At 61.2% G+C, this 25793-nt stretch carries 25 protein-coding genes; 16 read left to right on the forward strand and 9 right to left on the reverse strand.

Annotation, left to right across the window (positions count from 1 at the left end; translation table 11 throughout):
* Nucleotides 1-12: 12 nt before the first annotated feature.
* The 6 genes from kdpF (at nt 13) to HP062_RS29680 (ending at nt 8149) form a co-directional block, all read left to right on the forward strand.
* The gene (gene kdpF, locus HP062_RS29655; protein ID WP_007899818.1) at nt 13-102 is read left to right on the forward strand and encodes a K(+)-transporting ATPase subunit F; all 90 of its coding nucleotides are present in this window, start codon (nt 13-15) and stop codon (nt 100-102) included.
* A gap of 8 nt (nt 103-110) precedes the next feature.
* Nucleotides 111-1805, forward strand: a complete 1695-nt coding sequence (gene kdpA / locus HP062_RS29660) for a potassium-transporting ATPase subunit KdpA (RefSeq protein WP_077747930.1) — start codon at nt 111-113, stop codon at nt 1803-1805.
* A 10-nt stretch (nt 1806-1815) separates the two neighbouring features.
* On the forward strand, nt 1816-3873 hold the full coding sequence (kdpB, locus tag HP062_RS29665; protein WP_083374713.1) for a potassium-transporting ATPase subunit KdpB: 2058 nt from the start codon (nt 1816-1818) through the stop codon (nt 3871-3873).
* A 205-nt stretch (nt 3874-4078) separates the two neighbouring features.
* A complete protein-coding gene (gene kdpC / locus HP062_RS29670) occupies nt 4079-4624 on the forward strand; it encodes a potassium-transporting ATPase subunit KdpC (RefSeq protein ID WP_172792446.1) in 546 nt (181 codons plus the stop codon).
* A 138-nt stretch (nt 4625-4762) separates the two neighbouring features.
* Complete coding sequence (locus HP062_RS29675) at nt 4763-7414, forward strand: sensor histidine kinase KdpD (protein WP_172792447.1); 2652 nt, start codon at nt 4763-4765, stop codon at nt 7412-7414.
* Nucleotides 7415-7450: 36 nt separating this feature from the next.
* Entirely contained in the window at nt 7451-8149 is a 699-nt protein-coding gene (locus tag HP062_RS29680) for a response regulator (RefSeq protein WP_172792626.1), read from the forward strand.
* Between the two features lie 141 nt (nt 8150-8290).
* Here the strand turns inward: HP062_RS29680 and HP062_RS29685 are convergent, their stop codons facing one another.
* Nucleotides 8291-9331 carry a patatin-like phospholipase family protein gene (locus HP062_RS29685; RefSeq protein ID WP_010461624.1) on the reverse strand — a complete coding sequence of 347 codons (1041 nt, stop codon included), beginning with the start codon at nt 9329-9331 and terminating at the stop codon, nt 8291-8293.
* A gap of 223 nt (nt 9332-9554) precedes the next feature.
* Here HP062_RS29685 and HP062_RS29690 point away from each other — a divergent pair, with 223 nt between their 5' ends.
* From HP062_RS29690 to HP062_RS29700, 3 genes are all read left to right on the forward strand, one after another.
* The gene (locus HP062_RS29690; protein ID WP_010461623.1) at nt 9555-9833 is read left to right on the forward strand and encodes a hypothetical protein; all 279 of its coding nucleotides are present in this window, start codon (nt 9555-9557) and stop codon (nt 9831-9833) included.
* Between the two features lie 45 nt (nt 9834-9878).
* Nucleotides 9879-10646: a CHAD domain-containing protein gene (locus HP062_RS29695; protein WP_010461622.1), complete on the forward strand. Its 768-nt coding sequence runs from the start codon at nt 9879-9881 to the stop codon at nt 10644-10646.
* A gap of 233 nt (nt 10647-10879) precedes the next feature.
* Complete coding sequence (locus HP062_RS29700; RefSeq protein WP_010461621.1) at nt 10880-11677, forward strand: acyl-CoA thioesterase II; 798 nt, start codon at nt 10880-10882, stop codon at nt 11675-11677.
* On the opposite strand, the gene HP062_RS29705 is transcribed toward HP062_RS29700, so the two are convergent.
* From HP062_RS29705 to HP062_RS29715, 3 genes are all read right to left on the reverse strand, one after another.
* Nucleotides 11678-12043, reverse strand: coding sequence for a terminase (locus HP062_RS29705; RefSeq protein ID WP_172792448.1), 366 nt, complete (start codon nt 12041-12043; stop codon nt 11678-11680).
* A gap of 210 nt (nt 12044-12253) precedes the next feature.
* Nucleotides 12254-13735 (reverse strand): methyl-accepting chemotaxis protein, encoded by a 1482-nt coding sequence (locus HP062_RS29710; RefSeq protein WP_172792449.1) that lies wholly within the window; start codon nt 13733-13735, stop codon nt 12254-12256.
* 207 nt (nt 13736-13942) lie between these two features.
* Entirely contained in the window at nt 13943-14752 is an 810-nt protein-coding gene (locus HP062_RS29715) for a TatD family hydrolase (RefSeq protein WP_154913295.1), read from the reverse strand.
* 235 nt (nt 14753-14987) lie between these two features.
* Between HP062_RS29715 and HP062_RS29720 the strand changes: the two genes are divergently transcribed.
* The 3 genes from HP062_RS29720 (at nt 14988) to HP062_RS29730 (ending at nt 17503) form a co-directional block, all read left to right on the forward strand.
* Entirely contained in the window at nt 14988-16409 is a 1422-nt protein-coding gene (locus HP062_RS29720; RefSeq protein ID WP_077747922.1) for a transglycosylase SLT domain-containing protein, read from the forward strand.
* Between the two features lie 103 nt (nt 16410-16512).
* The gene (locus HP062_RS29725; RefSeq protein ID WP_077747921.1) at nt 16513-16947 is read left to right on the forward strand and encodes a DoxX family protein; all 435 of its coding nucleotides are present in this window, start codon (nt 16513-16515) and stop codon (nt 16945-16947) included.
* Nucleotides 16948-17194: 247 nt separating this feature from the next.
* On the forward strand, nt 17195-17503 hold the full coding sequence (locus HP062_RS29730; protein ID WP_010461613.1) for a hypothetical protein: 309 nt from the start codon (nt 17195-17197) through the stop codon (nt 17501-17503).
* A 4-nt stretch (nt 17504-17507) separates the two neighbouring features.
* Here HP062_RS29730 and greB read toward each other — a convergent pair whose 3' ends face one another.
* Genes greB through HP062_RS29745 form a run of 3 tightly spaced genes read right to left on the reverse strand, consistent with a single transcriptional unit; the run spans nt 17508 to nt 21227 of the window.
* The gene (gene greB / locus HP062_RS29735) at nt 17508-18005 is read right to left on the reverse strand and encodes a transcription elongation factor GreB (RefSeq protein ID WP_007943614.1); all 498 of its coding nucleotides are present in this window, start codon (nt 18003-18005) and stop codon (nt 17508-17510) included.
* 34 nt (nt 18006-18039) lie between these two features.
* On the reverse strand, nt 18040-20544 hold the full coding sequence (locus tag HP062_RS29740; RefSeq protein ID WP_010461355.1) for an ABC transporter permease: 2505 nt from the start codon (nt 20542-20544) through the stop codon (nt 18040-18042).
* Nucleotides 20544-21227, reverse strand: a complete 684-nt coding sequence (locus HP062_RS29745; protein ID WP_010461353.1) for an ABC transporter ATP-binding protein — start codon at nt 21225-21227, stop codon at nt 20544-20546. Before HP062_RS29745 ends, HP062_RS29740 begins: the two co-directional genes overlap by 1 nt.
* Nucleotides 21228-21237: 10 nt before the next feature.
* Between HP062_RS29745 and HP062_RS29750 the strand changes: the two genes are divergently transcribed.
* From HP062_RS29750 to HP062_RS29760, 3 genes are all read left to right on the forward strand, one after another.
* Entirely contained in the window at nt 21238-21843 is a 606-nt protein-coding gene (locus HP062_RS29750; RefSeq protein WP_010461351.1) for an arylesterase, read from the forward strand.
* A gap of 56 nt (nt 21844-21899) precedes the next feature.
* Complete coding sequence (locus tag HP062_RS29755; RefSeq protein ID WP_003226812.1) at nt 21900-22193, forward strand: hypothetical protein; 294 nt, start codon at nt 21900-21902, stop codon at nt 22191-22193.
* 102 nt (nt 22194-22295) lie between these two features.
* On the forward strand, nt 22296-23267 hold the full coding sequence (locus HP062_RS29760) for a L,D-transpeptidase family protein (RefSeq protein ID WP_010461344.1): 972 nt from the start codon (nt 22296-22298) through the stop codon (nt 23265-23267).
* Nucleotides 23268-23389: 122 nt separating this feature from the next.
* Here HP062_RS29760 and oprI read toward each other — a convergent pair whose 3' ends face one another.
* On the reverse strand, nt 23390-23641 hold the full coding sequence (gene oprI, locus HP062_RS29765; RefSeq protein WP_002553018.1) for an outer membrane lipoprotei OprI: 252 nt from the start codon (nt 23639-23641) through the stop codon (nt 23390-23392).
* 640 nt (nt 23642-24281) lie between these two features.
* Between oprI and HP062_RS29770 the strand changes: the two genes are divergently transcribed.
* Nucleotides 24282-24569 carry a GNAT family N-acetyltransferase gene (locus tag HP062_RS29770; RefSeq protein WP_010461341.1) on the forward strand — a complete coding sequence of 96 codons (288 nt, stop codon included), beginning with the start codon at nt 24282-24284 and terminating at the stop codon, nt 24567-24569.
* A 66-nt stretch (nt 24570-24635) separates the two neighbouring features.
* On the opposite strand, the gene HP062_RS29775 is transcribed toward HP062_RS29770, so the two are convergent.
* On the reverse strand, nt 24636-25712 hold the full coding sequence (locus tag HP062_RS29775; protein WP_172792450.1) for a 3-deoxy-7-phosphoheptulonate synthase: 1077 nt from the start codon (nt 25710-25712) through the stop codon (nt 24636-24638).
* Between the last annotated feature and the right edge of the window lie 81 nt (nt 25713-25793).

Below are 25793 nucleotides of genomic sequence, written 5' to 3' on the forward strand. Positions count from 1 at the left end.
CGGAGAACTTCCATGAGCGTTCTGGACGGGGTGTCACTGCTATTGGCAGTGGGGCTGTTCATTTATCTGTTGGTTGCGCTGTTGCGCGCGGACCGGAACTAGGAGCGGCTATGCACAGTTATGACTATTGGCTGATCCTGGCCTTCTTTGCCGTGGTGCTGATCCCGGCACCGTTCCTTGGGCGGTTCTACTACAAGGTCATGGAAGGCCAGCGCACCTGGCTTTCGCCGATCCTCGGACCGGTCGAACGTGGTTGTTATCGGGTGGCCGGCGTTGATCCGCAGGCCGAACAGAGCTGGCAGAAATACACACTGGCCTTGCTCGCCTTCAACCTCGCGGGCTTTTTGCTGTTGTTCGCGATCCTGTTGTTCCAGGACCACTTGCCGTTGAACCCGCAAAACCTGCCGGGTCAGGAGTGGACGCAAGCGTTCAACACCGCCGTCAGCTTCATGACCAATACCAACTGGCAGTCCTACAGCGGCGAAGCGACCCTGAGCTACCTGAGCCAGATGGTCGGCCTCACCGTGCAGAACTTCGTCAGCGCCGCCACCGGCCTGGCGGTATTGGTTGCGCTGTGCCGCGGTATTGGTCGCAAGTCGAGCAAGACCCTGGGCAACTTCTGGGTCGACATGACCCGCGCCACCCTCTACGGCCTGTTGCCCCTGTGCCTGCTGCTGGCGCTGTACCTGGTCTGGCAGGGCGTGCCGCAAACCTTCGCGCAGTACGTGAATGCCGTGACCATGCAAGGCGTCGATCAGGTGATTCCGCTCGGTCCGGCCGCCAGCCAGATTGCGATCAAGCAACTGGGCACCAACGGCGGTGGCTTCTTCGGCGTCAACTCGGCGCACCCGTTCGAGAACCCGACAGCGTGGAGTAACCTGTTTGAAGTTGGCTCGATCATTCTGATCCCGGCCGCGCTGGTGTTCACCTTCGGCCACTACGTCAAAGACCTGCGTCAGAGCCGCGCGATCATCGCCTGCATGCTGGCGCTGTTCCTGATCGGCGGTGCAACGTCGCTGTGGGCTGAATACCAACCCAACCCGACCCTGAACAACGTCGCCGTCGAACAGACCGCGCCGCTGGAAGGCAAGGAAGCGCGCTTCGGCACGACCGCCACGGTGCTGTGGTCGGTGACCACCACCGCAGCGTCCAACGGCTCGGTCAACGGCATGCACGACAGCCTCAATCCGCTGAGCGGCATGGTCGCATTGGTCAACATGATGGTTGGCGAAGTGATCTTCGGCGGCGTCGGCGCGGGGCTCTACGGCATGTTGCTCAACGTGTTGATCGCGGTGTTCCTCGCCGGCCTGATGATCGGTCGTACCCCGGAATACCTGGGCAAGAAACTCCAGGCGAAGGAAGTCCAGTTGCTGGTCGTGACCTTGCTGGTGATGCCGGTCGGCGTGCTGGTGCTCGGTGCGATTGCCGCGAGTCTGCCCGGCCCGGTCGCGGCGGTGAGTAACCCCGGTGCCCACGGTTTCAGCCAGTTGCTGTACGCCTACACCTCGGCCAGTGCCAACAACGGTTCGGCCTTCGGCGGATTCGGTGCCAACACGGCGTTCCACAACCTGATGCTGGGTCTTGGCATGTTGATCGGTCGCTTCGGTTACATCCTCCCGGTACTGGCGTTGGCCGGCAGCCTGGCAATGAAGAAAACCGCACCGATCGGCCAGAACAGCTTCCCGACCCATGGCCCGCTGTTCGTGACATTGCTGACCGTGACCATTTTGCTGGTGGGTGGTTTGACCTTCCTGCCGACATTGGCCCTGGGTCCTATTGCTGAACATCTGAGTATGGGCTTCTAAGGAATCCATCATGAATATGCCTGTAAGCAAAACCGTCGTCGCCAAGGCGCCGGAACAACCCAAAACTGCGATCTCGGCCCTCTGGCGCCCGGCGCTGGTGCAAGCCTTCGTCAAGCTCGACCCACGGCAATTGCAGCGTGCGCCGGTGATGCTGGTGGTCGAACTGACCGCGATCCTGACCACCGTGCTGTGCTTCATTCCCGACAGTGCCGTGCCGACCTTCGTCGCTGCGCAAATCGCCCTGTGGCTGTGGTTCACCGTGCTCTTCGCCAACTTCGCCGAAGCCTTGGCCGAAGGTCGCGGCAAGGCCCGCGCCGACAGCCTCAAGGCCGGCAGCGAAGGCTTGAGCGCCCGCCGTAAAACCAGTAACGGCACTTTTCAAGTGGTACCGGCCACCAGCCTGCGCAAGGGCGATGTGGTGCGCGTTGAAGCCGGGGAAATGATCCCCGGTGACGGCGAGGTCATCGAAGGTATTGCCGCCGTCAACGAAGCGGCGATCACCGGCGAATCCGCGCCAGTGATTCGCGAGTCCGGGGGCGACCGTTCGGCTGTCACCGGCAACACTCGCCTGGTCTCTGACTGGCTGCTGGTGAAGATTACCGCCAACCCCGGCGAGTCGACCCTGGACCGCATGATCGCCCTGGTCGAAGGCGCCAAACGCCAGAAAACCCCGAACGAAGTCGCGCTCGACATCCTGCTGATCGGCCTGACCCTGATCTTCCTGTTGGTGGTCGTCACCCTGCAACCGTTCGCCCACTTCGCCAACGGCAGCCTGCCGCTGGTGTTTCTGGTGGCGTTATTGGTCACGTTGATTCCGACCACCATTGGCGGTTTGTTGTCCGCCATCGGTATTGCCGGGATGGACCGTCTGGTGCGCCTGAACGTGATCGCCAAATCCGGTCGCGCTGTGGAAGCGGCGGGGGACGTTCACGTCCTGATGCTGGACAAGACCGGCACCATCACGTTCGGTAACCGTCGCTGCACCGCAGTGCATCCGGCGCCGGGCGTCACCGCCCGTGAACTGGCGGAGGGCGCATTGTTTGCCTCGCTGGCCGATGACACGGCTGAAGGTAAGTCCATCGTCGAGTACCTGCGCGGCACACAGCCACAACCTGAACCCGCCGCCGAGTTGCTGACGGCCGTGCCATTCAGCGCGGAAACCCGTCTGTCCGGTGTCGACTATCAGGGGCGTGTGTATCGCAAAGGCGCGGTGGATTCATTGCTGGCCTTCGTCGGTGTGAAACGCGCCGACCTGGCCGCGCCGCTGTCCCGTGAGATCGACAAGATCGCTCAAAGCGGCGGTACCCCGTTACTGGTCTGCGCCGACGGCAAATTGCTCGGTGTGATCCACCTCAAGGACGTGGTCAAGCCCGGCATCCGCGAGCGTTTTGCCGAGCTGCGCAAATTGGGCATCCGCACGGTCATGGTGACCGGCGACAACCCGCTGACCGCCGCTGCCATTGCTGCCGAAGCGGGCGTGGATGACGTGCTGGCCGAGGCTACGCCAGAGAAAAAACTGGCGCGCATTCGCCACGAACAGAACGACGGTCGCCTGGTTGCCATGTGCGGCGACGGCGCCAACGATGCCCCGGCCCTGGCCCAGGCTGACGTCGGCATGGCGATGAACGACGGTACGCAAGCCGCGCGCGAGGCGGCGAACATGGTCGACCTCGACAGCGACCCGACCAAGCTGCTGGACGTGGTGCAGATCGGTAAGGAATTGCTAGTGACCCGCGGTGCGCTGACGACGTTTTCCATCGCCAACGACGTGGCCAAATACTTCGCGATCCTGCCGGCGCTGTTCGCCTCGATCTACCCGCAATTGGGCGTGCTGAACGTCATGCACCTGGCCAGTCCGCAGAGCGCGATTCTGTCGGCGATTGTGTTCAACGCCTTGATCATTGTGGTGCTGATTCCACTGGCGCTGCGTGGGGTTCGAGTGCAGGCCGCGAGTGCGGCGGCGTTGCTGCGACGCAATCTGCTGGTCTACGGATTGGGCGGGATTGTGGTGCCGTTCGTGGGGATCAAGGCGATCGACATGCTGCTGACGGCGTTGCATCTGGTTTGACGGTCGGGAGCTGTGGTGGGGTTTTTGTGGCGAGGGAGCTTGCTCCCGCTGGGCTGCGAAGCGGCCTCATCCCAGACACCGTGTTTGTTCAGGTACACCGCATTTGCCGGGTTGACGACTGCTTCGCAGTCGAGCGGGAGTAGGCTCCCTCGCCACAAGTGACGTGTGTGCCTGATGAATGTTCTTTGAATTCGAGGATTTTGAAATGTCCACAATGATACGTCCGGCCTTGAGCTTGCTCGTGCTGATGACCCTGATCACCGGCGTCGCTTACCCCTTGGTCGTCACCGGCGTCGCCCAGGTCGCGTTCCCGGATCAAGCCAATGGCAGCCTGGTGCGTGACGCCGGCGGCAAGGTCCGTGGCTCTTCGCTGATTGCCCAGGATTTCGTTGGCGATGCCTGGTTTCATCCACGGCCATCGGCGGGTGCGTTTGCCACCGTGTCGAGCAGCGCCAGCAACCTTTCGCCGAGCAATCCGGCGCTGGCCACCCGGGTGATCGACGATGCCAGCAAACAGCTGGTGCCCGGTCAGGGGCCAGTGCCGTTGGCGATGGTGACCACCTCCGGCAGCGGCCTCGATCCCCACTTGCCACCGGCGGCGATTGCCTATCAACTGGCGCGTGTTGCGGCGGCGCGTAATTTGCCGGTGTCTACGCTTCAGCAATTGATGAATGCGCACATTGAGCAGCCATTGGTGGGGCCGCCGGTGGTGAATGTGTTGGCGCTAAACATCGCGCTGGAAAACCTGTAGAAGATGATCGTTCCCACGCTCTGCGTGGGAATGCATCAACGGACGCTCCGCGTTCGGCTCTGAAGGGGACGCGGAGCGTCCCGAGCTGTATTCCCACGCGGAGCGTGGGAACGATCAATCAAGATAAGGCAATGACAAATGAGTGACTCCGGCCGCGCCGACGCGCTGTTAGCAGACCTGCCCCGCGATGGCCGTGGCCGGCTCAAGGTTTTCCTCGGCGCCGCACCCGGTGTCGGCAAGACCTACGCCATGCTGCAAGCCGCCCACACCCAATTGCGCCAGGGCGTGAAAGTCATCGCCGGCGTGGTTGAAACCCACGGCCGCGCCGAGACCGAAGCGCTGCTCGGCGGCTTGCCGCAGCAGCCCTTGGTGCGCTTGGAATACCGTGGCGTCACGCTCGAAGAAATGGACCTCGACGGTCTGCTCGCGGCCAAGCCGAAATTGGTGCTGGTGGACGAACTGGCCCACACCAACGCCCCTGGCAGCCGTCACGCCAAGCGCTGGCAAGACATCCAGGAATTGCTCGCCGCCGGCATCGACGTGTTCACCTCGGTCAACGTTCAGCACCTCGAAAGCCTCAATGATCAAGTGCGCGGGATCACCGGCGTGCAGGTTCGCGAAACCCTGCCGGACTGGGTGCTGCAAGAAGCCTACGAACTGCTGCTGATCGACCTGCCGCCACGCGAACTGCTTGAGCGTCTGCGTGACGGCAAGGTCTACGTGCCGGAGCAGGCGCGGGCGGCCATCGACGCTTTCTTCACCCAGACCAACCTCACCGCCCTGCGCGAACTGGCAATGCAAACCGCCGCTGCGCAGGTGGACGATGACCTGGCCCAGGGATATCGACAACTTGGCCAGGCCGCGCCAGCGGTGCGCGGTCGATTGTTGGTCGGCGTCGATGGCGATGCTCAGGCCGAACGCCTGGTGCGCCACGCCAGCCGCGTCGCCCAGCGTCGGCATCTGCCGTGGAGCCTGGTGCACGTGGACAACGGCAGCGTGCGCGACGAACAATCGCGACTGCGCCTGCAAAGTGCCCAGCAACTGGCCGAGCGACTGGGCGGCGAAGTGGTGTTACTGCGCGCCGGTGAAGTCGCAAAAACATTGATCCAGCACGCTGCCGAACGCCGTGCCAGCCTCGTGCTGGTCGGTCAATCGCGCCAGCGTTTGCGTCGGCGCTTGTTCGGCGGCGGTCTGGCATCACGCTTGCTGCGTGATGCGCGGGGGCTGGAAATCAACGTCCTCGACAGTGATCACGAACAGCATCAGCCGCGTCAGCGTTCGGCGCATTCGCTGGTGTGGTTCGACTACGCGCTGGCGGTCGTGGCGACGGTGCTGGCCACTGCTTTGGCCTGGGCCGTGGCGAGCGTCTTGCCGCTGCCGAATATATCGCTGGTGTTCCTCGCCGCCGTGTTGCTGGTGGCGGTGCGCAGCAGCCTGGGCCCGGCGCTGGCTTGTGCGGCGCTGTCGTTTCTGACCTATGACTTTCTGTTTATCCCGCCGAATTTTTCGTTCGCCATCCAGCGCGAAGAAGACGTGCTGACTTTGCTGTTCTTCCTGCTGATGGCGGCCCTCACCGGCAACCTCGCGGCGCGGCAACGGCGGCAATTGCAAGCATTGCGCGACACCCAGGAAGAGACCACCGAACTGCTCGACCTGTCGCGCAAACTCACCGCCGCCACCGACCGCCAGGCCGTGGTCAGCGCTGCGGCCCAGCACCTCAATGGCTGGAGCGATCTGCAACTGTGCCTGCTCAACCGCGACGGCCAGGGTGGCTGGAAGGTCGAGACCGGCGGCCCGCTGGAGTTTTCCGAAGCCGAGCGCGCTGCCGCCGATTGGGCCTGGCAACACGACCAGCCGGCGGGCGCGGGTACCGGCACGCTGCCGTTCGGGCGTTGGTGGTGGTGGCCGTTGTCGGTGGAAGACGGACCGTTGGCGCTGCTCGGTGTGTGCGCCAAAGAAGGCCAGACCTTGAGCGGTCAGCGTCGGCGTTTGTTGACGGCGTTGAGTCAACCGCTGGCCCAGGCCTTGGCTCGCGCGCAACTGGCCGAAGACCTGGAAGCGGCGCGCCTGCACGGCGAAACCGAGCAGTTGCGCAGCGCCTTGCTGGCGTCGGTGTCCCACGATTTGCGCACGCCGCTGACCTCCATGCGCGGCAGCATCGACAGTCTGCTGGCCCTCGGTGAAGCCATCCCGCTGGAGGATCGCCGCGAACTGCTTGAAGGCACCCGCGATGAAGCCGAGCGCCTCGACCGTTACATTCAAAACCTGCTGGACATGACCCGCCTCGGTCACGGTGCGTTGAAGCTGGCGCGGGACTGGGTGTCGCCGGCCGATATTGTCGGCAGTTCGCTCAATCGTCTGCGCGCGGTACTGGCGCCGTTGCAGGTCAGCACCGAAGTGCCGGCCGAATTGCCGCTGCTGTACGTGCATGCCGCGCTGATCGAGCAGGCGCTGGTCAACGTGCTGGAAAACGCCGCGCGTTTTTCTCCGCCTCACGGCCGTCTGCAATTACGCGCCGGCGCCAATGACAGCGAGCTGTTTTTCTCGGTCAGCGACGAGGGGCCAGGGATTCCGGAGGAAGAGCGGGCGAAGATTTTCGACATGTTCTACACCGCTGCGCGCGGTGATCGGGGCGGGCAGGGCACCGGCCTGGGGTTGGCGATCTGTCAGGGCATGGTCGGCGCGCATGGCGGTCGGATCAGTGTCGCGGACGGCATTGAAGGGCGCGGCACCTGCATCACACTGCACTTGCCATTGCAGGAACAGCCGGGCCTTGAAAGTGAAGCCTGATACCCTTTGGACATCTCCATGCCACGATCAGAAACCATGAGCCAGACCGCGACCATTTTGGTCATCGACGACGAACCGCAAATCCGCAAATTCCTGCGCATCAGCCTCGCTTCTCAGGGTTACAAGGTACTGGAGGCCGGCAACGGCAACGAAGGGCTGGCCCAGGCGGCATTGAACAAACCCGACTTGCTGGTGCTCGATCTCGGCCTGCCGGACATGGACGGCCAGCAAGTGCTGCGCGAGTTTCGCGAATGGTCGACGGCGCCGGTGCTGGTGCTTTCGGTGCGTGCCAGCGAAGGGCAAAAGGTGGAAGCGCTCGATGGCGGTGCCAACGATTACGTGACCAAGCCGTTCGGTATCCAGGAATTCCTCGCCCGGGTGCGTGCGTTATTGCGTCAGGCCCCCGTTGGCGAGGCTCAGCAAGCGGCGCTGACGTTTGGCCCGCTGACCGTGGACCTGGCCTATCGCCGGGTGCTGCTCGATGGCACCGAAGTCGCGCTGACCCGCAAAGAGTATGCGGTGCTGGCGCAACTGGCCCGGCATCCCGGGCGGGTGATCACCCAGCAGCAACTGCTGAAAGATATCTGGGGGCCGACCCATACCGAGGACAGTCATTATTTGCGGATTGTGGTGGGGCATCTGCGCCAGAAGCTGGCGGATGATCCGACCCAGCCTCGCTTTATCGTTACCGAAGCGGGGGTTGGTTATCGGTTGTTGAGTGAGGGTAGTCTTTAGCTTTTTGGTGTGCGGCCTATTGTCTTCGCGGGCAAGCCTCGCTCCTACAGGATGTGAATCGTTCACAAAGCTCGCGAACGACTCAAACCCTGCAGGAGCGAGGCTTGCCCGCGAAGGGGCCCGCACCTTCATCCGAAAACTTCAGGCATCCCGCTCATTCTCGTATCTATCCAGCGTATCCCGCGCAATCTCCCGCCCCAGCGCGATCAACTCCGGCGCCTTGTAAAACTCGAAAAACCGGCACACCCGTTTCGGCACGTTGATCAGGATGTCCGGCGGATACCCGGCGATCTTGTACTGCGCCAACGACGTCTGCATCACCTCGAAACTCTGGTTGATCAGGTCCAGCAACGACGCCGGGCCCACGTTGTCGATGATGAACGAACCTGTGGCGGATTTCGGTGCGCCTTCGCGTTCGGGGGCGGCTGCCGGTTGCTGGGCTTCGGGTTCGGCGGATTCGATCCAGGGGTTGATGTCGGCCGCTTCGGCCATCAACGCTTCCTTTTCCAGCAGCAGCAATTGTTCGGCCTGCTTGCGGCGGAACGGCATTTTTGAACCCAGGGAATTGATCAGGCTGTCGAACCGGGTCTTGAACGCGGGCGGACGCTGAATCACCGGCAGTTTATAGTGGCGCTGGTTGGTGGAGTTGAGGTTGACCGCAATGATCAGGTCGCAATGGCTCGACACCACGGGCACGATCGGCAAAGGGTTGAGAATGCCACCGTCCACCAGCATGCGATTGCCCTGCATCACGGGTGTGAACAGGCTCGGAATCGCTGCCGAGGCCCGCATGGCCTGGTGCAGGCAGCCTTCCTGGAACCAGATTTCCTGCTGGTTGGTCAGGTCCGTGGCCACCGCCGTGTAAGGGATACGCAGGTCTTCGATGTTGATCTCGCCGACGATCTTGCGAATCTGCCCGAACACTTTCTCCCCGCGAATCGCGCCCAGACGAAAACTGACGTCTACCAGACGCAAGACGTCTAGGTAGTCCAGGCTTTCGATCCAGTCGCGATAATCGTCAAGCTTGCCGGCGGCGTAGATCCCGCCGACCACGGCGCCCATCGAGCATCCTGCGATGCAGGCGATGTCGTAGCCGCGCCGTTCGATTTCTTCAATGACACCGATATGGGCATAGCCCCGGGCCCCGCCTGAGCCCAGCACCAGTGCGACACGCTTTTTCATGAATCGCCCTCGTCTGACAAGGTTCAACAATGCACCCATCACGGGGCGCGCTTCAATCGCTAAGGTCGCTCGGTGGGCCAAGGGCGTCGTTTTTTCGACACTCCATGGCGGCGCATGGGTATTCTCAAGCACACTTGACGTTTGCGCGGCGGGGCCAAGGCACTTTTCACGTGCCAGACCGTCTTACCAGCACGACTGTTTACCTAATGTTGAGGTGTGAGTGATGAAAGCCTGGATTTGCGTGCCATTGATTGCCCTGGCGCTTGCCGGTTGTGCCGGCAAAACCGCTTATCGTGACAGCTGCGGTAGTGGACTCGATGCGGCGTGGCATGAACTGGACCTGGCCAAGGCCGAGGGGTTCGCCGGCACCGTCAGCTACTCCAAGGCCCTGTCGCTGTTGACGGCGGCCAAGACCCAGCAGCAATTCGAAGGCTTCGAAGGCTGCACCAAGAAAGCCGAGAAGGCCCGCTTCTATATTCGTGAGTCACGTGCCGGCCGTTGAGGCATGATGTAGGGAATAGTGGACATTCGATTCAGGGAGCAAGCGATGTCGGCCTTGGTTGATCGGTTGGTGGCTCAAGTACTGAGTCTGGAAGTTCGTCTGCTGGCTTGCCAGGCGCGCCTGAGTGCGCGCACCGACCCGGAAGCGTTGCACGAGCTGCGCACCACGGTTCGCCGGCTGCGCAGTCTGTTGCGACCGTTGCGCGGGCTGCCTGGCGTCGAGCAACTGGAGGCGGCGTCGTCCCGGGTTGGCGAGTTGACCACGCCGTTGCGTGATCGCGAGGTGCTGGCGGCCTACTTGCTCAAGAACGGTCAACCCGAGGCCGCGCAACGACGTATGGCGCAGATGGCCAAGGCGTATCCGGCGGTGGCGACAAGCCCCGAGGTCACGCAGTTACTGATGATTCTCGACGCGTTTCCGCGTTTCCTCCGTGCTTCCCAGCGTCAGGGTCTGCTCAAGGGCCTGCGCAAACGCATCGAAAAGCGCCTCGCCAAGCAATGGAAGAAACTCGATCAGGCCCTGCACGATCCTGCCCATGATCGCCATCGCTTGCGTCTGTTGATCAAGCGCGTGCGCTACGGCATTGACGCCTACCCCGAACTTGACCGATTGCCCGACGCGGCGATGCCACGTTTGAAGTCGGCACAAGGTGCCCTGGGTGAGTGGCATGACTGTTTTCAATGGCTGGCCAGGGCTGAACAAGAGCCTGATCTGCACCCGTGTGTCGCCGTCTGGAAAACCACCATGGCCAAGGCCGAGGAGCGCGCCGACCGCGTTCTCGACAAACTCAGCGATGCCTGCTTCAAATCCTGAAACCACCCCGATCAAATGTGGGAGCGAGCCTGCTCGCGAAAGCGGTGTATCAGTCGGCATCAGAGCTGGCTGACAGACCGGTTTCGCGAGCAGGGCTCGCTCCCACAGTGGTTTGGGTGTTGAACCAGGGACAAGCACGGCTCATCTGTCAGTGCTTTTGGCCGGAATAAGCGCTGTGCCGCCTGCGCTGGCTGGTTAAGATCTCTCCATCCTTTTTCCGCACTGAGGTTTCCATGCGCTTTTCCGATCTGCTCGACGCCGTCCGCAGCCAGCCGCTGGCGCTGTCTATTCCGGCCGGATGGGCTCAGGGGCGTGCCAGTTTCGGTGGCCTGGTGGCCGCGTTGCAATACGAAGCCATGCGCGCAAAAGTCCCGGCGGATCGGCCGGTGCGTTCGCTGGCGATCACCTTTGTCGGGCCAGTCGAACCCGAAGTGCCGGTCAGTTTTGAGGTCGATGTGTTGCGCGAAGGCAAAGCCGTCAGCCAGGTGCTGGGCCGGGCGATGCAAAAGGGGCAAGTGGTGACGTTGATCCAGGGCAGCTTCGGTGCCTCGCGACCTTCCGAAGTGGCGGTCGCGGCCGAGCCGGCACCTGAAATGAAGCACTGGGACGATTGCCAGGAACTGCCTTATATCAAAGGCGTACTACCGGAATTCATGCAGCATCTGGCGATGCGCTGGAGTGTCGGCGGTCTGCCGTTCACCGGCAACAAATCCCGCGATATGGGCGGCTGGGTGCGTTTGCGTGGGGACGTGAAGGAAGAGGCGCTCGGCGAGTCGCATATTTTGGCGCTGGTGGACGCCTGGCCACCGGCCCTGTTGCCACACCTGAGCAAACCCGCGATGGGCAGCACGCTGACCTGGACCATAGAATTCGTCCAGCCGTTGCTCGAGTTGAGTACGCTGGACTGGTGCAAATACCTGGTGGAAATCGAGCATGGCGCTGACGGCTACGGTCACGCGGCCGCGAAACTGTGGAGCGCGGACGGTCAGTTGATCGCCATGAGCCGGCAGACGGTGACGATTTTCGCCTGATCAATGACGACGGTGGCGCTCACGCCAGGCGCGCCACCAGCCGCCGCTGAGGAAAAACCGTGGAAAGGTCAGGAACTGCTCGACCAGCAAGCGCGATAGCGCATCCTTACGATCACTGAACGGCTCGGAGGCTTGCATCTCCAGGCTGTGGCCGTGGCGCTGCAAGCCTAATGCAGCGATCACGCCAATGACACCGATGGCGAAGTTCACGAAGTTCAGGCCGAACACCCCGGAAACAATCAGCAAAAACGCCACGATGAATAGCGGCACGGCAATCAGGTGCAACACCAGATTGGTCGGGTGCTGGTGATTGCCCGGGTAGGCGCGCCATTGCCAGGCGGGTAGGTTGGGGTGACGTTTGCCCATGATGCTAATCCTCGATCCATGTTGAACACATGATTGAAGAATAGGCCTGGCCACTGCGGGCGGCGAATCAAGGTTGGCTATCGAAGTGATAGCGGTCATGGTCAGGATTGAAGTTGACCGGGCTGACGCCTTCGTGGGCAAGCCTCGCTCCTGCAACATCAAAAGCATCGCCAACCCTTGTAGGGGCGAGGCTTGCCCGCGAAGAGGCCCTTACAGCTTGAGCTGCCCGATCGCCTTGTTCAATTCCCCAGCCAACGCTGCCAAATCATTACTGGTCGTCGCCGAATCCACCGTTTGCTGCACGGTGTTCTCGGTCACATCCCGAATACTCACCACCGCCCGGTTCATTTCTTCCGCGACCTGACTCTGCTGCTCGGCCGCCACCGCAATCTGGGTATTGCTTTCGCGCATCTGTGCCACCGCGCTGGTGATTTGTGCCAGCGCGACACCAGCCTCTTGGGCCTGTTGCACGCAGTCGTCAGCCTTGAATGAGCTTTCCTGCATGAAGTCCACCGCGTCCCGAGTCCCGGCCTGCAGCGCGGAGACCATGATCGTGATCTCGTCGGTCGAAGTTTGCACGCGCTTGGCCAGGTTACGCACTTCATCGGCGACCACCGCAAAGCCACGGCCCATGTCGCCGGCGCGGGCCGCTTCGATCGCAGCATTCAGGGCCAGCAGATTGGTCTGCTCGGCAATGCTGTGAATCACGCCGACCACGCCGTTGATTTTCTGACTGTCCTCGGCCAGGCGCTGGATCATCTCGGCCGTCTGCTGCACGCCGCTGGACAACCCGGCGATGGATTTCTGTACCCGGCTGACCACTTCCTGCCCGCTACCGGCCAAGGTATCGGCGGTTTGCGAGAGGTCGCGGGTCGCGCCGGCATGCTGGGCGATGTGATAGACAGTGGCGGTCATTTCGTTGATCGCCGTGGCGGCCTGATCGGTTTCGCTTTGCTGGCCGAGCATGCCGTGACGCACCTCGTTCATGCTTGAGGCCAGTCGTGCCGCGCCGACATCCAGTTGCCGGGCAGTGCTGGCAACGGTGTTGACTACTCGCTGGTATCCGGCCTGCATCGCGTTGAAGGCATTGGCCATCTGCCCGACCTCGTCCTTGCAGGCGAGCGGCACACGGGCTGACAGGTCGCCGGTTTTCTCGACGTGGAGCATCACATCTTTCAAGGTGTTGAGTTGGCTCAGCAGGAAGCGGATCAATAGTTGCGAAGCGGCCAGCATCGCCAGCATCAGGATGAACACCGCCACCGCGTAATTGGCGAAGCGTTCGCCAAACACCTGGCTCAGGCTCGGGCCATGGGCGATCACCGCGATCTGCTGACCGTCGGGGCGGGAGAACACCTCGGCGCCCATCAACGGGTTGTCGCCGAACAGCGGCATTGAATTGATCTTGACCCAGCCCCTGGCATCGGCCAGTTCCAGCACCGGCTGCTCGTTCAGCAACGGCGCCTGCCCGCGACTGTAGGTCAGCAGGTTATCGGCCTTGGGCAGCGGTTGTCCGGCAGGCCAGGCATTGAGCAAGCGAGCCTGCGCCTGAGCCGACACTTGAGAGGCGTGGCTGCGGGCCTGTTGTTCGAGCTGCACGGCGTACAGCACCAGCAAGAGGGTGGTGAAGAAGGCGACCGCATTGACCGCCCAGAATTTGTACTTCAGTGAGATGTTGCTAAGCCAGGCACCCATGGAGGTCTTCTCTGATAACGGAAACAGCATTGGCAAGGTGCCAGCATTGTGCCGCTATGCAGGGATTCCGGACTTGATGTGGATCAACGATCAGCAACCCCCCCCTGTAGGAGCGAGCCTGCTCGCGATAGCGCTCTGTCAGTCACATTAATGTTGGATGTGCCGACGCCATCGCGAGCAGGCTCGCTCCTACAGGGGGATTTGTGGTTACCGGGGGATTGATGGCAGGCCGTAGAACGCGCGAGCGCAGGCGGTGGTGTGGGCGGCCAGATCCTCTTCCGCTTCCCCCCGATGCAACGCCACTTCCCGCAGCACTTCAGTCAAATATGCCGGTTCATTGCGACCGTTCTTCGGCTTGGGTCGCAAGCTGCGTGGCAACAGATACGGCGCATCGCTCTCCAGCATCAAGCGCCCGCGCTTGATCTCTTTCACCAACGGATGCAGATGCGTGCCCCGGCGCTCGTCGCAGATCCAGCCGGTGATGCCGATGTGCAAATCCAGATCGAGGTAGCTGAACAGCGCCTTCTTTTCCCCGGTGAAGCAATGCACCACCGCTGCCGGCAGCTGATCGCGGTAATCACGGAGAATTTCCAGCAGTCGCTGACTGGCATCGCGCTCATGAAGGAACACCGGCAATTGCAGCTCGACCGCCATCGCCAGGTGCTCTTCGAGGACTTTTTCCTGCTGGGGACGCGGCGAGAAATCGCGATTGAAATCCAGCCCGCATTCACCCACGGCTACCACGTTGGGTTCCTTGAGCAAACTGCGCAGGCGCTGGTCGCTGTCGGCGTTCCAGTCGCTGGCCGAATGAGGGTGAATGCCTGCGGTGGCGAACAGTCGCTGAGCCGTTTCGTCCAGCTGCCGGCACAGCTCCAGCGCCTGCTCGCTGCCTTCGACACTGGTGCCGGTCAGGATCAATTGGCAGACCCCCGCGGCATACGCGCGATCGAGTACGGCCTGGTGCTTATCCGCAAAACTGGGGTTGGTCAGGTTGACGCCGATATCGATGAGTTGCATGGTGCTACCTCGGACCAAAGGCCGGAAAGCATATCAGAGCTGTAGATTTATAAGAAAAGCCAAGAACTACAACGAGTTAAGGCTGTCTCTTGATGCCGCGAGACACGCAGGGGTGGCCAGGGTGCCATCACTGTGCCAGTCTTTTGCACTTTGTCAGCGCTCAAGGCGCTCTGTTTCTGTCGTTCGATTTCATGAAAATTCATGAGGTCGGCCCAGTATTCTTTCCGGAGAGTGGATGACACGTCCCTCGATGTTGCTACTGCTGTGCTGTTCGTTGCTGCTGCCGATGCCGGCGGTCGCGCGTCTGGCCGGCCCGCTGCAAGCCGTGCCGGCGGCCAAGGTCCGTGACCTGGCGGAGATTCGCAGCAGTCGTGTGCTGCGGGTGCTGGTCAACCAGAGCCGCAACAGTTCCGGTGAAGTCCAGGGCCAGGCCATCGGCGTCGAATACCACCGCCTGCGCGCCTTCGAGCAATACCTCAATGGTCACGCCCGTGACGGGCAGGAAATAACCCTCAAGATCATTCCCAAAGGCAAGGACCAACTGCTCGGTGCCTTGCAACGCGGGGAGGGCGACCTGGTGGCGCCGGGGGAACTGCTCGATTTGCAACCGGGCCATGCGGTCAGCAGCAGTGAACCGATTGCCAGCAACATCCCGTTAGTGCTGGTGGGCATCAAGGGTGAGCGCCGTTACACCCGCGTCGAACAACTCTCGGGTAAGACCCTGGCGCTGCCCACCGGCAGCGCGGCCGGGGATGCGGTCAGTCAGATCAATTCAAAGCTGGCGCTGCACAAACTGGCACCGATGAAAATCGAATGGGTCGACCCCAGTCTGGCGGTCGAAGACGTTCTGGAAATGGTCCAGGGCGGGATCTTTCACCTGACCATCGTCGAGCAGCCGATTGCCGAGCGCTGGGGCAAGATCCTGCCCAAATTACGTCTCGATAAGCAGGTGTCGATCAGCGATCCGGGTGAAGAGTTCTGGTTCGTGCGACGCGACGCTTCGATGCTGCGCGCGAGCATCGATCGCTTCCTGACGACCTACAAGAAGCCGTCGGACCAGGATGCGGCGTTCCTGCGCATCTATCGACGTCTGTATCAAGTGCACTATCCATTGGCCAAGGCTGATCGGCAGCGTCTGGAAAAACTTCGCCCGGTGCTGCAAAAGCACGCAGATGCCCAGGGCATGGACTGGCTGAACCTGGCAGCACTGGCTTTTAAGGAGTCTGCCCTGCAACCCAATGCCCGAAGCGGCAGCGGCCCCACCGGCCTGATGCAGATCACCCCGTCCGCCGCCCAGCGCGTCGGGGTCAACAATATTCAGAACCTCGACGCCAATGTGCAGGCCGGTGCCAAGTACCTGGCGATGATCAGACGCAAGTTCTTCGCAAGCCCCAAACTCAACGAGCGCGAGCGCATGGCGTTTGTGCTGGCGGCTTACAACATGGGGCCGGAACGGGTGCAGGGCATGCGCGCCGAAGCCCGACGCCGAGGCCTGAATCCCAATCAGTGGTTCTTCCAGGTCGAGCGCATTGCAATGGAGCAGGTGGGAATGGGTGCCGTCAGCTATGTTAATAGCGTGAACAAGTATTACCTGGCGTTCGATCGTGAGAGGGAATCGTTGGAGCCCCAGGGGCAGAAAGTTGCCTCACGGAAATGATCGGCTAAACTGATTGTTATGTCGCAAATATTGCGCTTTTAACATTTGTTTTATCGATTAGTATGACGGCCAACCAACACACAATCACTATGGATGACACAGCATGAGCACACTGATCAACAAGGTACTGTTTACCCGCGCTGGCTACGGCTTGACCGTTCTGCGAATCTTCGTCGGCATCATCTTTGCTGCTCACGGTGCGCAGAAACTCTTCGGCATGTTCGGTGGCTACGGCATAGCCGGCACCGCGCAGTACATGGAAAGTCTGGGTCTGGCACCGGGTCACCTGATGGCGATCCTGTCCGGTGGTACCGAGTTCTTCGGCGGTCTGGCCCTGATCATAGGTCTGCTGGTACGTCCGGCAGCACTGGGGCTGACCATCCTTTCGCTGGTCGCCATTTTTACCGTGCACATCAGCCACGGCCTGTTCATGACCAACAACGGTTATGAATTCGCCCTGGCCTTGCTCGGCGGCAGCATCGCGGTACTGATCGAGGGTGCCGGCAAACTGTCGGTAGACCGCGCGATCGCTGACTGACCGCTCTGGCTCAACGAAAAGGCCCGCATTGCGCGGGCCTTTTTGTTGCGCGTCATTCTTGACACTGTCCGGTCAGCTTCTCTAGGATGCTGCTCATGCGCCGATTTAAACAGCTACTTGCGGGGCGCCAGGTAACTCATCCAGTTGCCGATAGAAGCTAGTAACAGGCTTCGAAATACCGCTAAAGCGCTGGTTCGGTGTTGCCTCTCACCTGCCATGCAGACTTTTGAGGCAGAGACACGACCCAATGAATGCACTAAGCCCCGTTGTACGCCCCGCGCCGATCACGGCACACCTCACCCAGCGCAACCCCAAAATCCTGCTTGGCGGAAAACATCAGCCGACGCTCCTGCGTTATCTCGATGGCTGGCCACGTCGTACTGGCGGCCCTGCCGCGTTCCTGATCCAGTTTGTCGAAGACGGTGAATCACTGGCGCGATTTGCCAGCGACAGTTTTGATCTGGCGGTGATTCAATCGCCCAGCGTCGAAGAGGCGCCAGAGGTGATCAGGCAGCTGACCCGGGTTGCCCGGCAAGGTTTGATCACGCGCCGCTGAAGCTTTAGAGATACTCGATCGCCACGATATACACGCACTGTTCACCGGTGGGTGTCTGGACCCGAACCTCGGCGTCCAGCGCCTTGCCGATCAACGCGCGGGCGAGCGGCGAGTCGATGCTGATCAGGCCCAGTTTCAAGTCCAGCTCATCCGGCCCGACAATACGATAGCGTGACTCTTTGCCGTCTTCATCTTCGATGGTGACCCAGGCGCCGAAGTAGACCTTGTTCGGGTCGCTTGGCTTCTCGCTGACAACCTTCAGTGCTTCGAGACGCTTGGTGAGAAAGCGCACGCGACTGTCGATTTCGCGCAGCATCTTTTTGCCGTAGGTGTACTCGGCGTTTTCCGAACGATCGCCCTGTGCCGCTGCCTCGCTGACCGATTGCGTCACCTGAGGCCGACGGACATGCCAGAGCTCATGAAACTCGGCCCGCATCCGCGCTTCACCTTCCGGGGTGATCAGCGCGGTGCCTGCGGGGCGGGGAGGGCGATAACGGCTCATGGCAACTTCTTGTGAGGGGAGAGTCTTGAGTCTATCAACCCTCGCGCAACACTGTCAGGGGGCTGGCGTTCAACGCGCGACGGGTACCGAATACACCGGCGCCGCCGATCAACACTGCGCCAATCAACGGCAACACCAACAGCCACGGATGTGGATGCCACGGCAGGTCGAAGGCGTAGCGATAAAGCACCAGGCTCACCAGTTCTGACCCCAACGCCGCCAACAGGCCACTGACCGCGCCGAGCAAACCGAACTCGATCCGCCGCGCCTTGACCAGCAATTGCCGTTCGGCCCCCAGTGCTCGCAGCAGCGCGCCTTGGCGAATGCGCTCATCGAGGGTCGCCTGCAAGCCCGAGAACAACACCGCCATCCCCGCCGCCAATACAAACAGCAGCACGTATTCCACGGCCAAGGTGACTTGGGCGAGGATGCTGCGCAGCTGCTCCAGCAAGGCTTCGACTTGCAGGATGGTGACCGCCGGGAAGGCCCTGGACAGGTCGACAATCTGCTGGTCGTGACCCGCCGCCAGATAGAAACTGGTCAGGTAGGTCGCCGGCAAATCCTTCAACGTGCCAGGCTGGAAGATCATGAAAAAGTTCGGCTGGAAGTTGTCCCAGTTGATCTCCCGCAGACTGGTGACTTTCGCTTCGCGATTGACCCCGCCGACGGTAAAAACCATGTGATCGCCAAGCTTGAGCTTCAGGCTTTCGGCGACCTTGCCTTCCACCGACACGCCAGGAACGTCATCGGCTGGCTGTTCGCTCCACCAGTTGCCCGCTGTGAGCTTGTTGCCCGCCGGAAGGTCCGCGGCCCAGGTCAGGCTCAGGTCGCGCTGGATAGCCCGGTCACCCGCCGAATCCTTGCTGACGATTTCCTGTACCGGCTCGCCGTTGATGCTGATCAGTCGTCCCGGCACCACCGGGTACAGCGGCGCCGATTGGGCTGACAGCTCGATCAGTCGATCGGTGAAGGCCTGTTTGTCGGCGGGCAGGATGTTCAGGGCGAAATAGTTCGGTGCGTTTTTCGGTAACTGGTTCTGCCAGGTGTCCAGTAACTCGCCACGCAGCAAAGCGATCAGCGCCATCGACAACAGGATCAAACCGAAGGCCAAGGCTTGTCCGGCCGCCGCCAGCGGATGACGCAGCAGTTGGCCTAGCCCGAGGCGCCAGGGCAATGAAGCGCGTGCCAGCATCCGACGCAAGCTTTTGAGTAGCAGCAACAGCAACCCGCCGAGTATGACCGCCGCGATCACGCCGCCGCCGAGCAGGGCGAAGGTCAGCACCAGGTCGAGGCTCAGGCGCCACATGATCAGGCCGAGGGCGCCCAGCGCAGCGCCATAGACCATCCAGGTGCTGGAAGGAATCGGCAGCATGTCTCGACGCAGCACCCGCAGCGGCGGAACTCGACCGAGTGCAGCCAGTGGCGGCAGGGCAAAACCGGCCAAGGCCACCAGCCCGGTGCCGATCCCGGCGATGGCAGGAAACAGACCGCCCGGAGGTACGTCGGTTGGCAACAAATCATGCAGCAACGCGAACAATCCAAGCTGTGCAAGCCAGCCGAGGAGCGCGCCGCCGAGGCTGGCGAGCAGGCCAAGTACCGTCAGCTGCAAACTGAACAACACCATGGTTTCCCGACGCGACAGACCCAGGCAACGCAGCAAGGCACTGGCGTCGAATCGGCGAGTGGCGAAGCGTGTTGCCGACAGCGCCACCGCCACGCCGGACAGCAGAACCGCCACCAGGCTGGCCATGTTCAGGTAACGCTCGGCCTTGCCCAGCGCACCGCCGATCTGTCGGTTGCCGTCGCGAGCATCCTGGATGCGCTGGTTGGCAGCCAGGCCGGGTTTGATCAGTTGACGGTAGGTTTCCAGTGCCTCGGCTTTACCGCGCCAGAGTTCGCGGTAACTGACCCGGCTGCCGGGTTGCACCACGCCGGTTGCGGCGAGGTCGCTGAGGTTGATCAGCACCCGTGGCGTGAGGCTGTAGAAATTGCCGGCACGGTCCGGTTCGTAAGTCAGGACGCGGGCCAGTTTCAGAGTGCGCAGACCGACATCGATGCTGTCGCCGATCTTCAGGTCGAGCGCGGTCAGCAGTCGCGCTTCGACCCAGGCTTCGCCGGGTTTGGGGCCGCCACCGGCTTCTTCCGGGGCGAAGGGCGCCGGGGCGCTTTTCAGTTCGCCGCGCAGCGGATAAACGTCGTCGGCGGCCTTGATGCTGGACAGCTGGATGCCGTTGTCGGTGGCGATGACACTGGAGAACTCCACTACTTGAGCGTGTTCGAGTCCCAGTTCCGTGCCACTTTTGATCTGTTCCGGACGCGCGGGAGAACTGCCTTCAAGCAACAGGTCGGCGCCGAGAAATTCGGTGGCGCGCAACATCATGGCGCCGTTCAGGCGGGCACCGAAGTAACCGATGGCGGTACTCGCCGCCACGGCAACCACCAGGGCGAAGAACAACACGCGCAACTCACCGGCGCGGGCGTCGCGCAGGAGTTGGCGGATGGCAAGGCTGAACAGGCGCAACAGCGGCAGGCGTGCCATCAAGGCTCCAGAGGGGCGACCAGCAGGCCGGCTTCAAGGCGGATCAGGCGCCGGCAGCGATGTGCCAGGCGTTCGTCGTGGGTCACCAGCACCAGGGTCGTGCCGCGTTCCTGGTTGAGTTCGAACAGCAAGTCGCTGATGCGCTCGCCGGTGTGGCTGTCGAGGTTACCGGTGGGCTCATCGGCGAACAGCACATCGGGTTCTGCGGCAAACGCACGGGCAATCGCAACGCGCTGCTGCTCGCCGCCGGAGAGCTGGCGGGGTGAGTGGGTCAGACGCTGGCCCAGGCCAACGCGCTGGAGCAATTGAGTGGCACGTTCGCGGGCATCTTTGCGGCCGTCGAGCTCCAGCGGCAGCATGACGTTTTCCAGTGCGTTCAGGCTGTCCAGCAGTTGAAATGACTGAAACACAAAACCCACATGCTCGGCCCGAATGCGCGCCCGTTGGTCTTCATCGAGATTACTCAGGCTCTGGCCGGCGAGGGTGACTTCACCGCTGCTCGGCAGATCGAGGCCGGCGAGCAGGCCCAGGAGAGTGGATTTGCCGGAACCGGAGGCGCCAACGATGGCCAGGCTGTCGCCCTTGTTCAGTTCCAGGCTGAGTTCGTGCAGGATAGTCAGTTCACCTTCCGCGCTGGGAACCACTTTGCTGAGGTTCTTCGCGGTGAGAATGCTTGCGCCCATGGAGAATCCGATGCGTGTGTGGTTTTTGAGTGCTGGCCTGGCCTTGATGTGCATGGCCCAGAACGCAGCGGCGGGTACTGTCCTGATCGTTGGCGATAGTATCAGCGCCGGTTTCGGCCTGGATACCCGCTTGGGGTGGGTGTCGCTGCTTGAGCAACGGCTCAAGCGCGAAGGTTTCGACGATAAGGTGGTCAATGCCTCCATCAGCGGCGACACCAGTGCCGGAGGCCAGGCGCGCCTGCCTGCGCTGCTTGCAGAGCATAAGCCTGAGTTGGTGATCCTCGAATTGGGCGGCAACGATGGCCTGCGCGGAATGCCGCCAGCTAATTTGCAACAAAACCTTGCGTCGATGATCGACAGCTCCAGAGACAGTGGCGCCAAGGTGCTTTTGCTCGGCATGCAGTTGCCACCCAACTACGGAGTTCGTTATACCGAGGCTTTTGCGAAGGTCTACAGCGCACTGGCCGAAGAGAAAAACATCCCGCTGGTACCGTTTTTTCTCGACGGCGTGGGCGGTCATCCGGACTTGATGCAGGCCGACGGATTGCACCCGGCAGCGGGCGCTCAGGACAAGTTGCTGGAAAATGTCTGGCCGACACTGAAACCGCTGCTTTGACGCTTTTCTAGCGGCGGTGTTTCGGCTAAGGTGGCGCCCCCGATTTGGAGCCCCCGATGCCGCGTCCTGCCTGGTCCCTTTTTGCCTACCAACTGATCGAGCCTGACGAACAGCTGGATCTGTTCGCCTGCCAGGAAGTGCGGGTGCATCTGGTGACCCGTCAGCTGGAGTTGGGCGGCTCGGCCGATCGAACCTTGTGCGGCAGTCTGCTGCCCGCGCAACCGCGCTGGTCGAGTGTCGACCGCCGGGTGTTCCAGGACCAGCGCCTGTGTTCGCTGTGCCGGGCCATTCTCGAATCGCAGAAGCGCGGCACCTCGCCGATATGGCCGGAACTGCGTTTCGAGCTTTAGAAGCCGATAGATTGCTTGCTATCGGTCAACTCCCCGATTTTCCAGATGCCAGTGTACAATCGCGTTTTTATACCCTTGTCGATCATGCGAAGGATTTTCCGGATGTTGCCGCGTTTTCCTGCCGTCACCCGCTGCCTGTCTCTTGCCGCCCTTTGTGTGGCGGGCCCCGTAGCCGCATTGGAGCTGCCCCTGCCACCGCCCGGTGAAGACATCATCGGTCAGGTACAAGTGATCAAGGCCAAGTACGAAGACACCTTCGCCGACCTCGGCACCACTTACGATCTGGGCTATTCGGAAATGGTCGCGGCCAACCCTGGCGTCGATGCATGGTTGCCGGGCGCTGGCACCGAGATCGTCCTGCCGACGCGTTTCATCCTGCCACCGGGTCCGCGCGAAGGCATCGTCATCAACCTGGCCGAGTACCGCCTCTACTACTTCCCGAAAGGCCGGAACGTGGTGTACACCTTCCCGCTGGGTATCGGCCGTGAAGGCTGGGGCTCGCCGATTGCCCATACCAGCATCATCGCCAAGACGCCGAATCCGACCTGGACCCCTCCAGCGTCGATCAAGGCCGAGCACGCCGCTGATGGCGATCCGCTGCCGAACGTCGTGCCGGCAGGCCCGGACAATCCACTGGGGCCGTTCAAATTCACCTTGGGCACGCCGGGCTACCTGATCCACGGGTCTAACAAGAAGTTCGGCATCGGCATGCGCACCAGCCACGGCTGCTTCCGCATGTTCAACAACAACGTGCTCGAAATGGCGGGCATGGTGCCGGTCGGGACGTCGGTGCGCATCATCAACGACCCTTACAAGTTTGGCGTCAGTGGGGGCAAGGTGTATCTGGAAGCGCACACCCCGCTGGACGACAACGGCAACCCGTCGGTGGTCGACAAGCACACCGCGGTGATCAACGCGATGCTCAAGCGCGAGGACATCACCAACAACCTGCGCATGAATTGGGATGTGGTGCGTGACGTGGTTGCCGCTGAAGATGGTTTGCCGGTTGAAATCGCAGTGCCGAACGCTTCTACGTCGATGGTGACGAGTGCGCCGATCGATCCGCTGCAGTAAGGCTTGAAAAGAACCCGCCGACGCAGGCCGCGTCGGCGGGTTTTTTATGGCCGGCAGGAAACACCGGGCAAAAAAAAGCCGACCCAAAAATGGGTCGGCTTGATAACAACCCCGAAGGATTATTACTTGCGGCTAGCTTTGTCCAGCATGCGCAGAGCACGCTCGTTAGCTTCGTCAGCAGTCTGTTGTGCTTTTTGAGCAGCAGCCAGAGCTTCATCAGCTTTACGGTAAGCTTCGTCTGCACGAGCCTGGGAGCGAGCTGCTGCGTCTTCAGTAGCAGTCAGACGTGCTTCGGTTTCTTTCGATACGCTGCTGCAACCGGTAGCCAGAACTGCGGCCAGAGCCAGAGCAGAGAATTTCAGAACGTTGTTCATCGTGTTCCCCTTCAAGGACTTTCTATTAAGTAGCTGTCTCCTCAGAGTGAGGAAATAGCCGGCGTACATACTACCCATTACTTCTAGTAAGTAAACTGACGTGTAGCAAGAAGCAAAAAAAATTGTAGGCGTTGATTCTTTTTCGAGCAACTTTTAACTGCGTTGTTTAAAAAATATCCAGCCAGGAGGCCCGAGATGAGCGAGCCGCCTAAAAAAGTTCCGTGCACTCACCGCTGTTTTTCTCATTCTTGGCTAAAGTCTGTCTATATGGATTCGTCCATACTTTTGTTCGGATTTTGCGCCGTGGCTCTCATAATCTTTATCCATCTTGATGGTGACTTTAAGAGCGCGCGTTCGTCTTAAGTCTCAACATCCGGCAATGTTCAGGCTATCGACCCGCAGATATCTCCGGTCGAGCCGTCCCTGCGTCACCCGGAGCAGCACCCGCCACTGAGCGCGATGACGAGCGTACCTTGAGCATTTCTGCCAATGGTGCCTACTATTTGATACGTGCTCGGTTGTGCGAGATCGGTGCCGCTCTTCTCGGTGTCCATTCAGGCACGAGGTGGCGTAGATGTTCCTTCGCCGGAAAAACATCGGTAAGGTAGGGGTCAGAATTCAAGACCCGCGAGGAGTAGTGATGAGCGAGGCGTTGTCCATCCACCATGACCAGGCTGGTCATCAGTTCGAGACCAGTGTGGACGGTCATCGTGCCTACCTGACCTATATGGATCTGGGGAAACAGACCCTGGATATCTATCGCACCTTTGTGCCCAACGCGCTGCGTGGTCGCGGCATTGCGGCAGCCTTGACCGAGAAGGCGTTGGAGTACGCTGAGGAAATGGGTTACACCGTCATTCCATCGTGCTCTTACGTCGAGCGCTACATGGAGCGTCACCAGCGGCATGCCGCCAAGTTGAGCCAGTAACCTTAAAATACGAACACAAAAAAACGCCGGGTTTAGCCCGGCGTTTTTGTGTGCGGCGAAACGTGATCAGGTGCGAGCGCGTTTGGGCAGCACATCCTTGAGCTTGGCGTGCATGCTGCGCAAGGTATTTTCGGTAGCGGACCAATCGATGCAGGCATCAGTGATCGACACGCCGTATTGCAGGTCGGCGAGGTCTTTCGGAATAGCCTGGCAGCCCCAGTTCAGATGACTTTCGACCATCAGGCCGATGATCGACTGGTTGCCTTCGAGGATCTGGTTGGCGACGTTCTCCATCACCAGCGGTTGCAGGGCCGGGTCCTTGTTGGAGTTGGCGTGGCTGCAATCGACCATGATGTTCGGCTTGATCTTCGCCTTGTTCAACGCTTGCTCGCAGAGCGCGACGCTGACCGAATCATAGTTCGGCTTGCCGTTGCCACCGCGCAGGACCACGTGGCCGTAGGCGTTGCCCTTGGTGGTGACGATCGACACGCCACCTTCCTGGTTGATACCCAGGAAGCGGTGAGGGCTGGAAACTGATTGCAGGGCGTTGATAGCGACCGTCAGGCCGCCGTCGGTGCCGTTCTTGAAGCCGACTGCCGAGGACAGGCCGGAGGCCATTTCACGGTGAGTCTGGGATTCGGTGGTGCGCGCGCCGATGGCCGACCAGCTGATCAGGTCCTGCAAATATTGCGGGGAGATCGGGTCGAGGGCTTCAGTTGCGGTCGGCAGGCCCATTTCGGCCAGGTCCAGCAACAATTTACGACCGATGTGCAGACCGTCCTGAATCTTGAACGAGTCGTCCAGGTACGGGTCGTTGATCAAGCCTTTCCAGCCGACGGTGGTGCGTGGCTTCTCGAAATACACGCGCATGACCAGATACAGGGTATCGGACACTTCAGCCGCAAGCGCCTTCAGGCGCTCGGCGTATTCGTGGGCAGCCTTGATGTCGTGGATCGAGCAAGGCCCGATGACAACAAACAGGCGGTGGTCGGTGCCATCAAGAATATTGCGAATGACTTCACGGCCCTTGGTGACAGTGCGCAGGGCAGCGTCGCTCAGAGGGATGTCACGCTTTAGCTGATCGGGAGTGATCAGGGTCTCGTTGGAAGCGACGTTTAGGTCGTTGATCGGTAAATCAGCCATCGTTTACTCGTCAGGTCACGGGTGCCGGCCGCCAGCGAACCCGCGCGGCGGAGCACAGCAAATTAAGCGCGTCGGGGAGCC

It is taken from the genome of Pseudomonas sp. B14-6 (genome assembly GCF_013260315.1).
GTDB lineage: Bacteria > Pseudomonadota > Gammaproteobacteria > Pseudomonadales > Pseudomonadaceae > Aquipseudomonas > Aquipseudomonas mandelii.

Coding starts and splice junctions, on each gene's coding strand:
- kdpF (WP_007899818.1), top strand. CDS start 13: ATGAGCGTTCTGGACGGGGTGTCACTGCTATTGGCAGTGGGGCTGTTC.
- kdpA (WP_077747930.1), top strand. CDS start 111: ATGCACAGTTATGACTATTGGCTGATCCTGGCCTTCTTTGCCGTGGTG.
- kdpB (WP_083374713.1), top strand. CDS start 1,816: ATGAATATGCCTGTAAGCAAAACCGTCGTCGCCAAGGCGCCGGAACAA.
- kdpC (WP_172792446.1), top strand. CDS start 4,079: ATGTCCACAATGATACGTCCGGCCTTGAGCTTGCTCGTGCTGATGACC.
- HP062_RS29675 (WP_172792447.1), top strand. CDS start 4,763: ATGAGTGACTCCGGCCGCGCCGACGCGCTGTTAGCAGACCTGCCCCGC.
- HP062_RS29680 (WP_172792626.1), top strand. CDS start 7,451: ATGAGCCAGACCGCGACCATTTTGGTCATCGACGACGAACCGCAAATC.
- HP062_RS29685 (WP_010461624.1), bottom strand. CDS start 9,331: ATGAAAAAGCGTGTCGCACTGGTGCTGGGCTCAGGCGGGGCCCGGGGC.
- HP062_RS29690 (WP_010461623.1), top strand. CDS start 9,555: ATGAAAGCCTGGATTTGCGTGCCATTGATTGCCCTGGCGCTTGCCGGT.
- HP062_RS29695 (WP_010461622.1), top strand. CDS start 9,879: ATGTCGGCCTTGGTTGATCGGTTGGTGGCTCAAGTACTGAGTCTGGAA.
- HP062_RS29700 (WP_010461621.1), top strand. CDS start 10,880: ATGCGCTTTTCCGATCTGCTCGACGCCGTCCGCAGCCAGCCGCTGGCG.
- HP062_RS29705 (WP_172792448.1), bottom strand. CDS start 12,043: ATGGGCAAACGTCACCCCAACCTACCCGCCTGGCAATGGCGCGCCTAC.
- HP062_RS29710 (WP_172792449.1), bottom strand. CDS start 13,735: ATGGGTGCCTGGCTTAGCAACATCTCACTGAAGTACAAATTCTGGGCG.
- HP062_RS29715 (WP_154913295.1), bottom strand. CDS start 14,752: ATGCAACTCATCGATATCGGCGTCAACCTGACCAACCCCAGTTTTGCG.
- HP062_RS29720 (WP_077747922.1), top strand. CDS start 14,988: ATGACACGTCCCTCGATGTTGCTACTGCTGTGCTGTTCGTTGCTGCTG.
- HP062_RS29725 (WP_077747921.1), top strand. CDS start 16,513: ATGAGCACACTGATCAACAAGGTACTGTTTACCCGCGCTGGCTACGGC.
- HP062_RS29730 (WP_010461613.1), top strand. CDS start 17,195: ATGAATGCACTAAGCCCCGTTGTACGCCCCGCGCCGATCACGGCACAC.
- greB (WP_007943614.1), bottom strand. CDS start 18,005: ATGAGCCGTTATCGCCCTCCCCGCCCCGCAGGCACCGCGCTGATCACC.
- HP062_RS29740 (WP_010461355.1), bottom strand. CDS start 20,544: ATGGCACGCCTGCCGCTGTTGCGCCTGTTCAGCCTTGCCATCCGCCAA.
- HP062_RS29745 (WP_010461353.1), bottom strand. CDS start 21,227: ATGGGCGCAAGCATTCTCACCGCGAAGAACCTCAGCAAAGTGGTTCCC.
- HP062_RS29750 (WP_010461351.1), top strand. CDS start 21,238: ATGCGTGTGTGGTTTTTGAGTGCTGGCCTGGCCTTGATGTGCATGGCC.
- HP062_RS29755 (WP_003226812.1), top strand. CDS start 21,900: ATGCCGCGTCCTGCCTGGTCCCTTTTTGCCTACCAACTGATCGAGCCT.
- HP062_RS29760 (WP_010461344.1), top strand. CDS start 22,296: ATGTTGCCGCGTTTTCCTGCCGTCACCCGCTGCCTGTCTCTTGCCGCC.
- oprI (WP_002553018.1), bottom strand. CDS start 23,641: ATGAACAACGTTCTGAAATTCTCTGCTCTGGCTCTGGCCGCAGTTCTG.
- HP062_RS29770 (WP_010461341.1), top strand. CDS start 24,282: ATGAGCGAGGCGTTGTCCATCCACCATGACCAGGCTGGTCATCAGTTC.
- HP062_RS29775 (WP_172792450.1), bottom strand. CDS start 25,712: ATGGCTGATTTACCGATCAACGACCTAAACGTCGCTTCCAACGAGACC.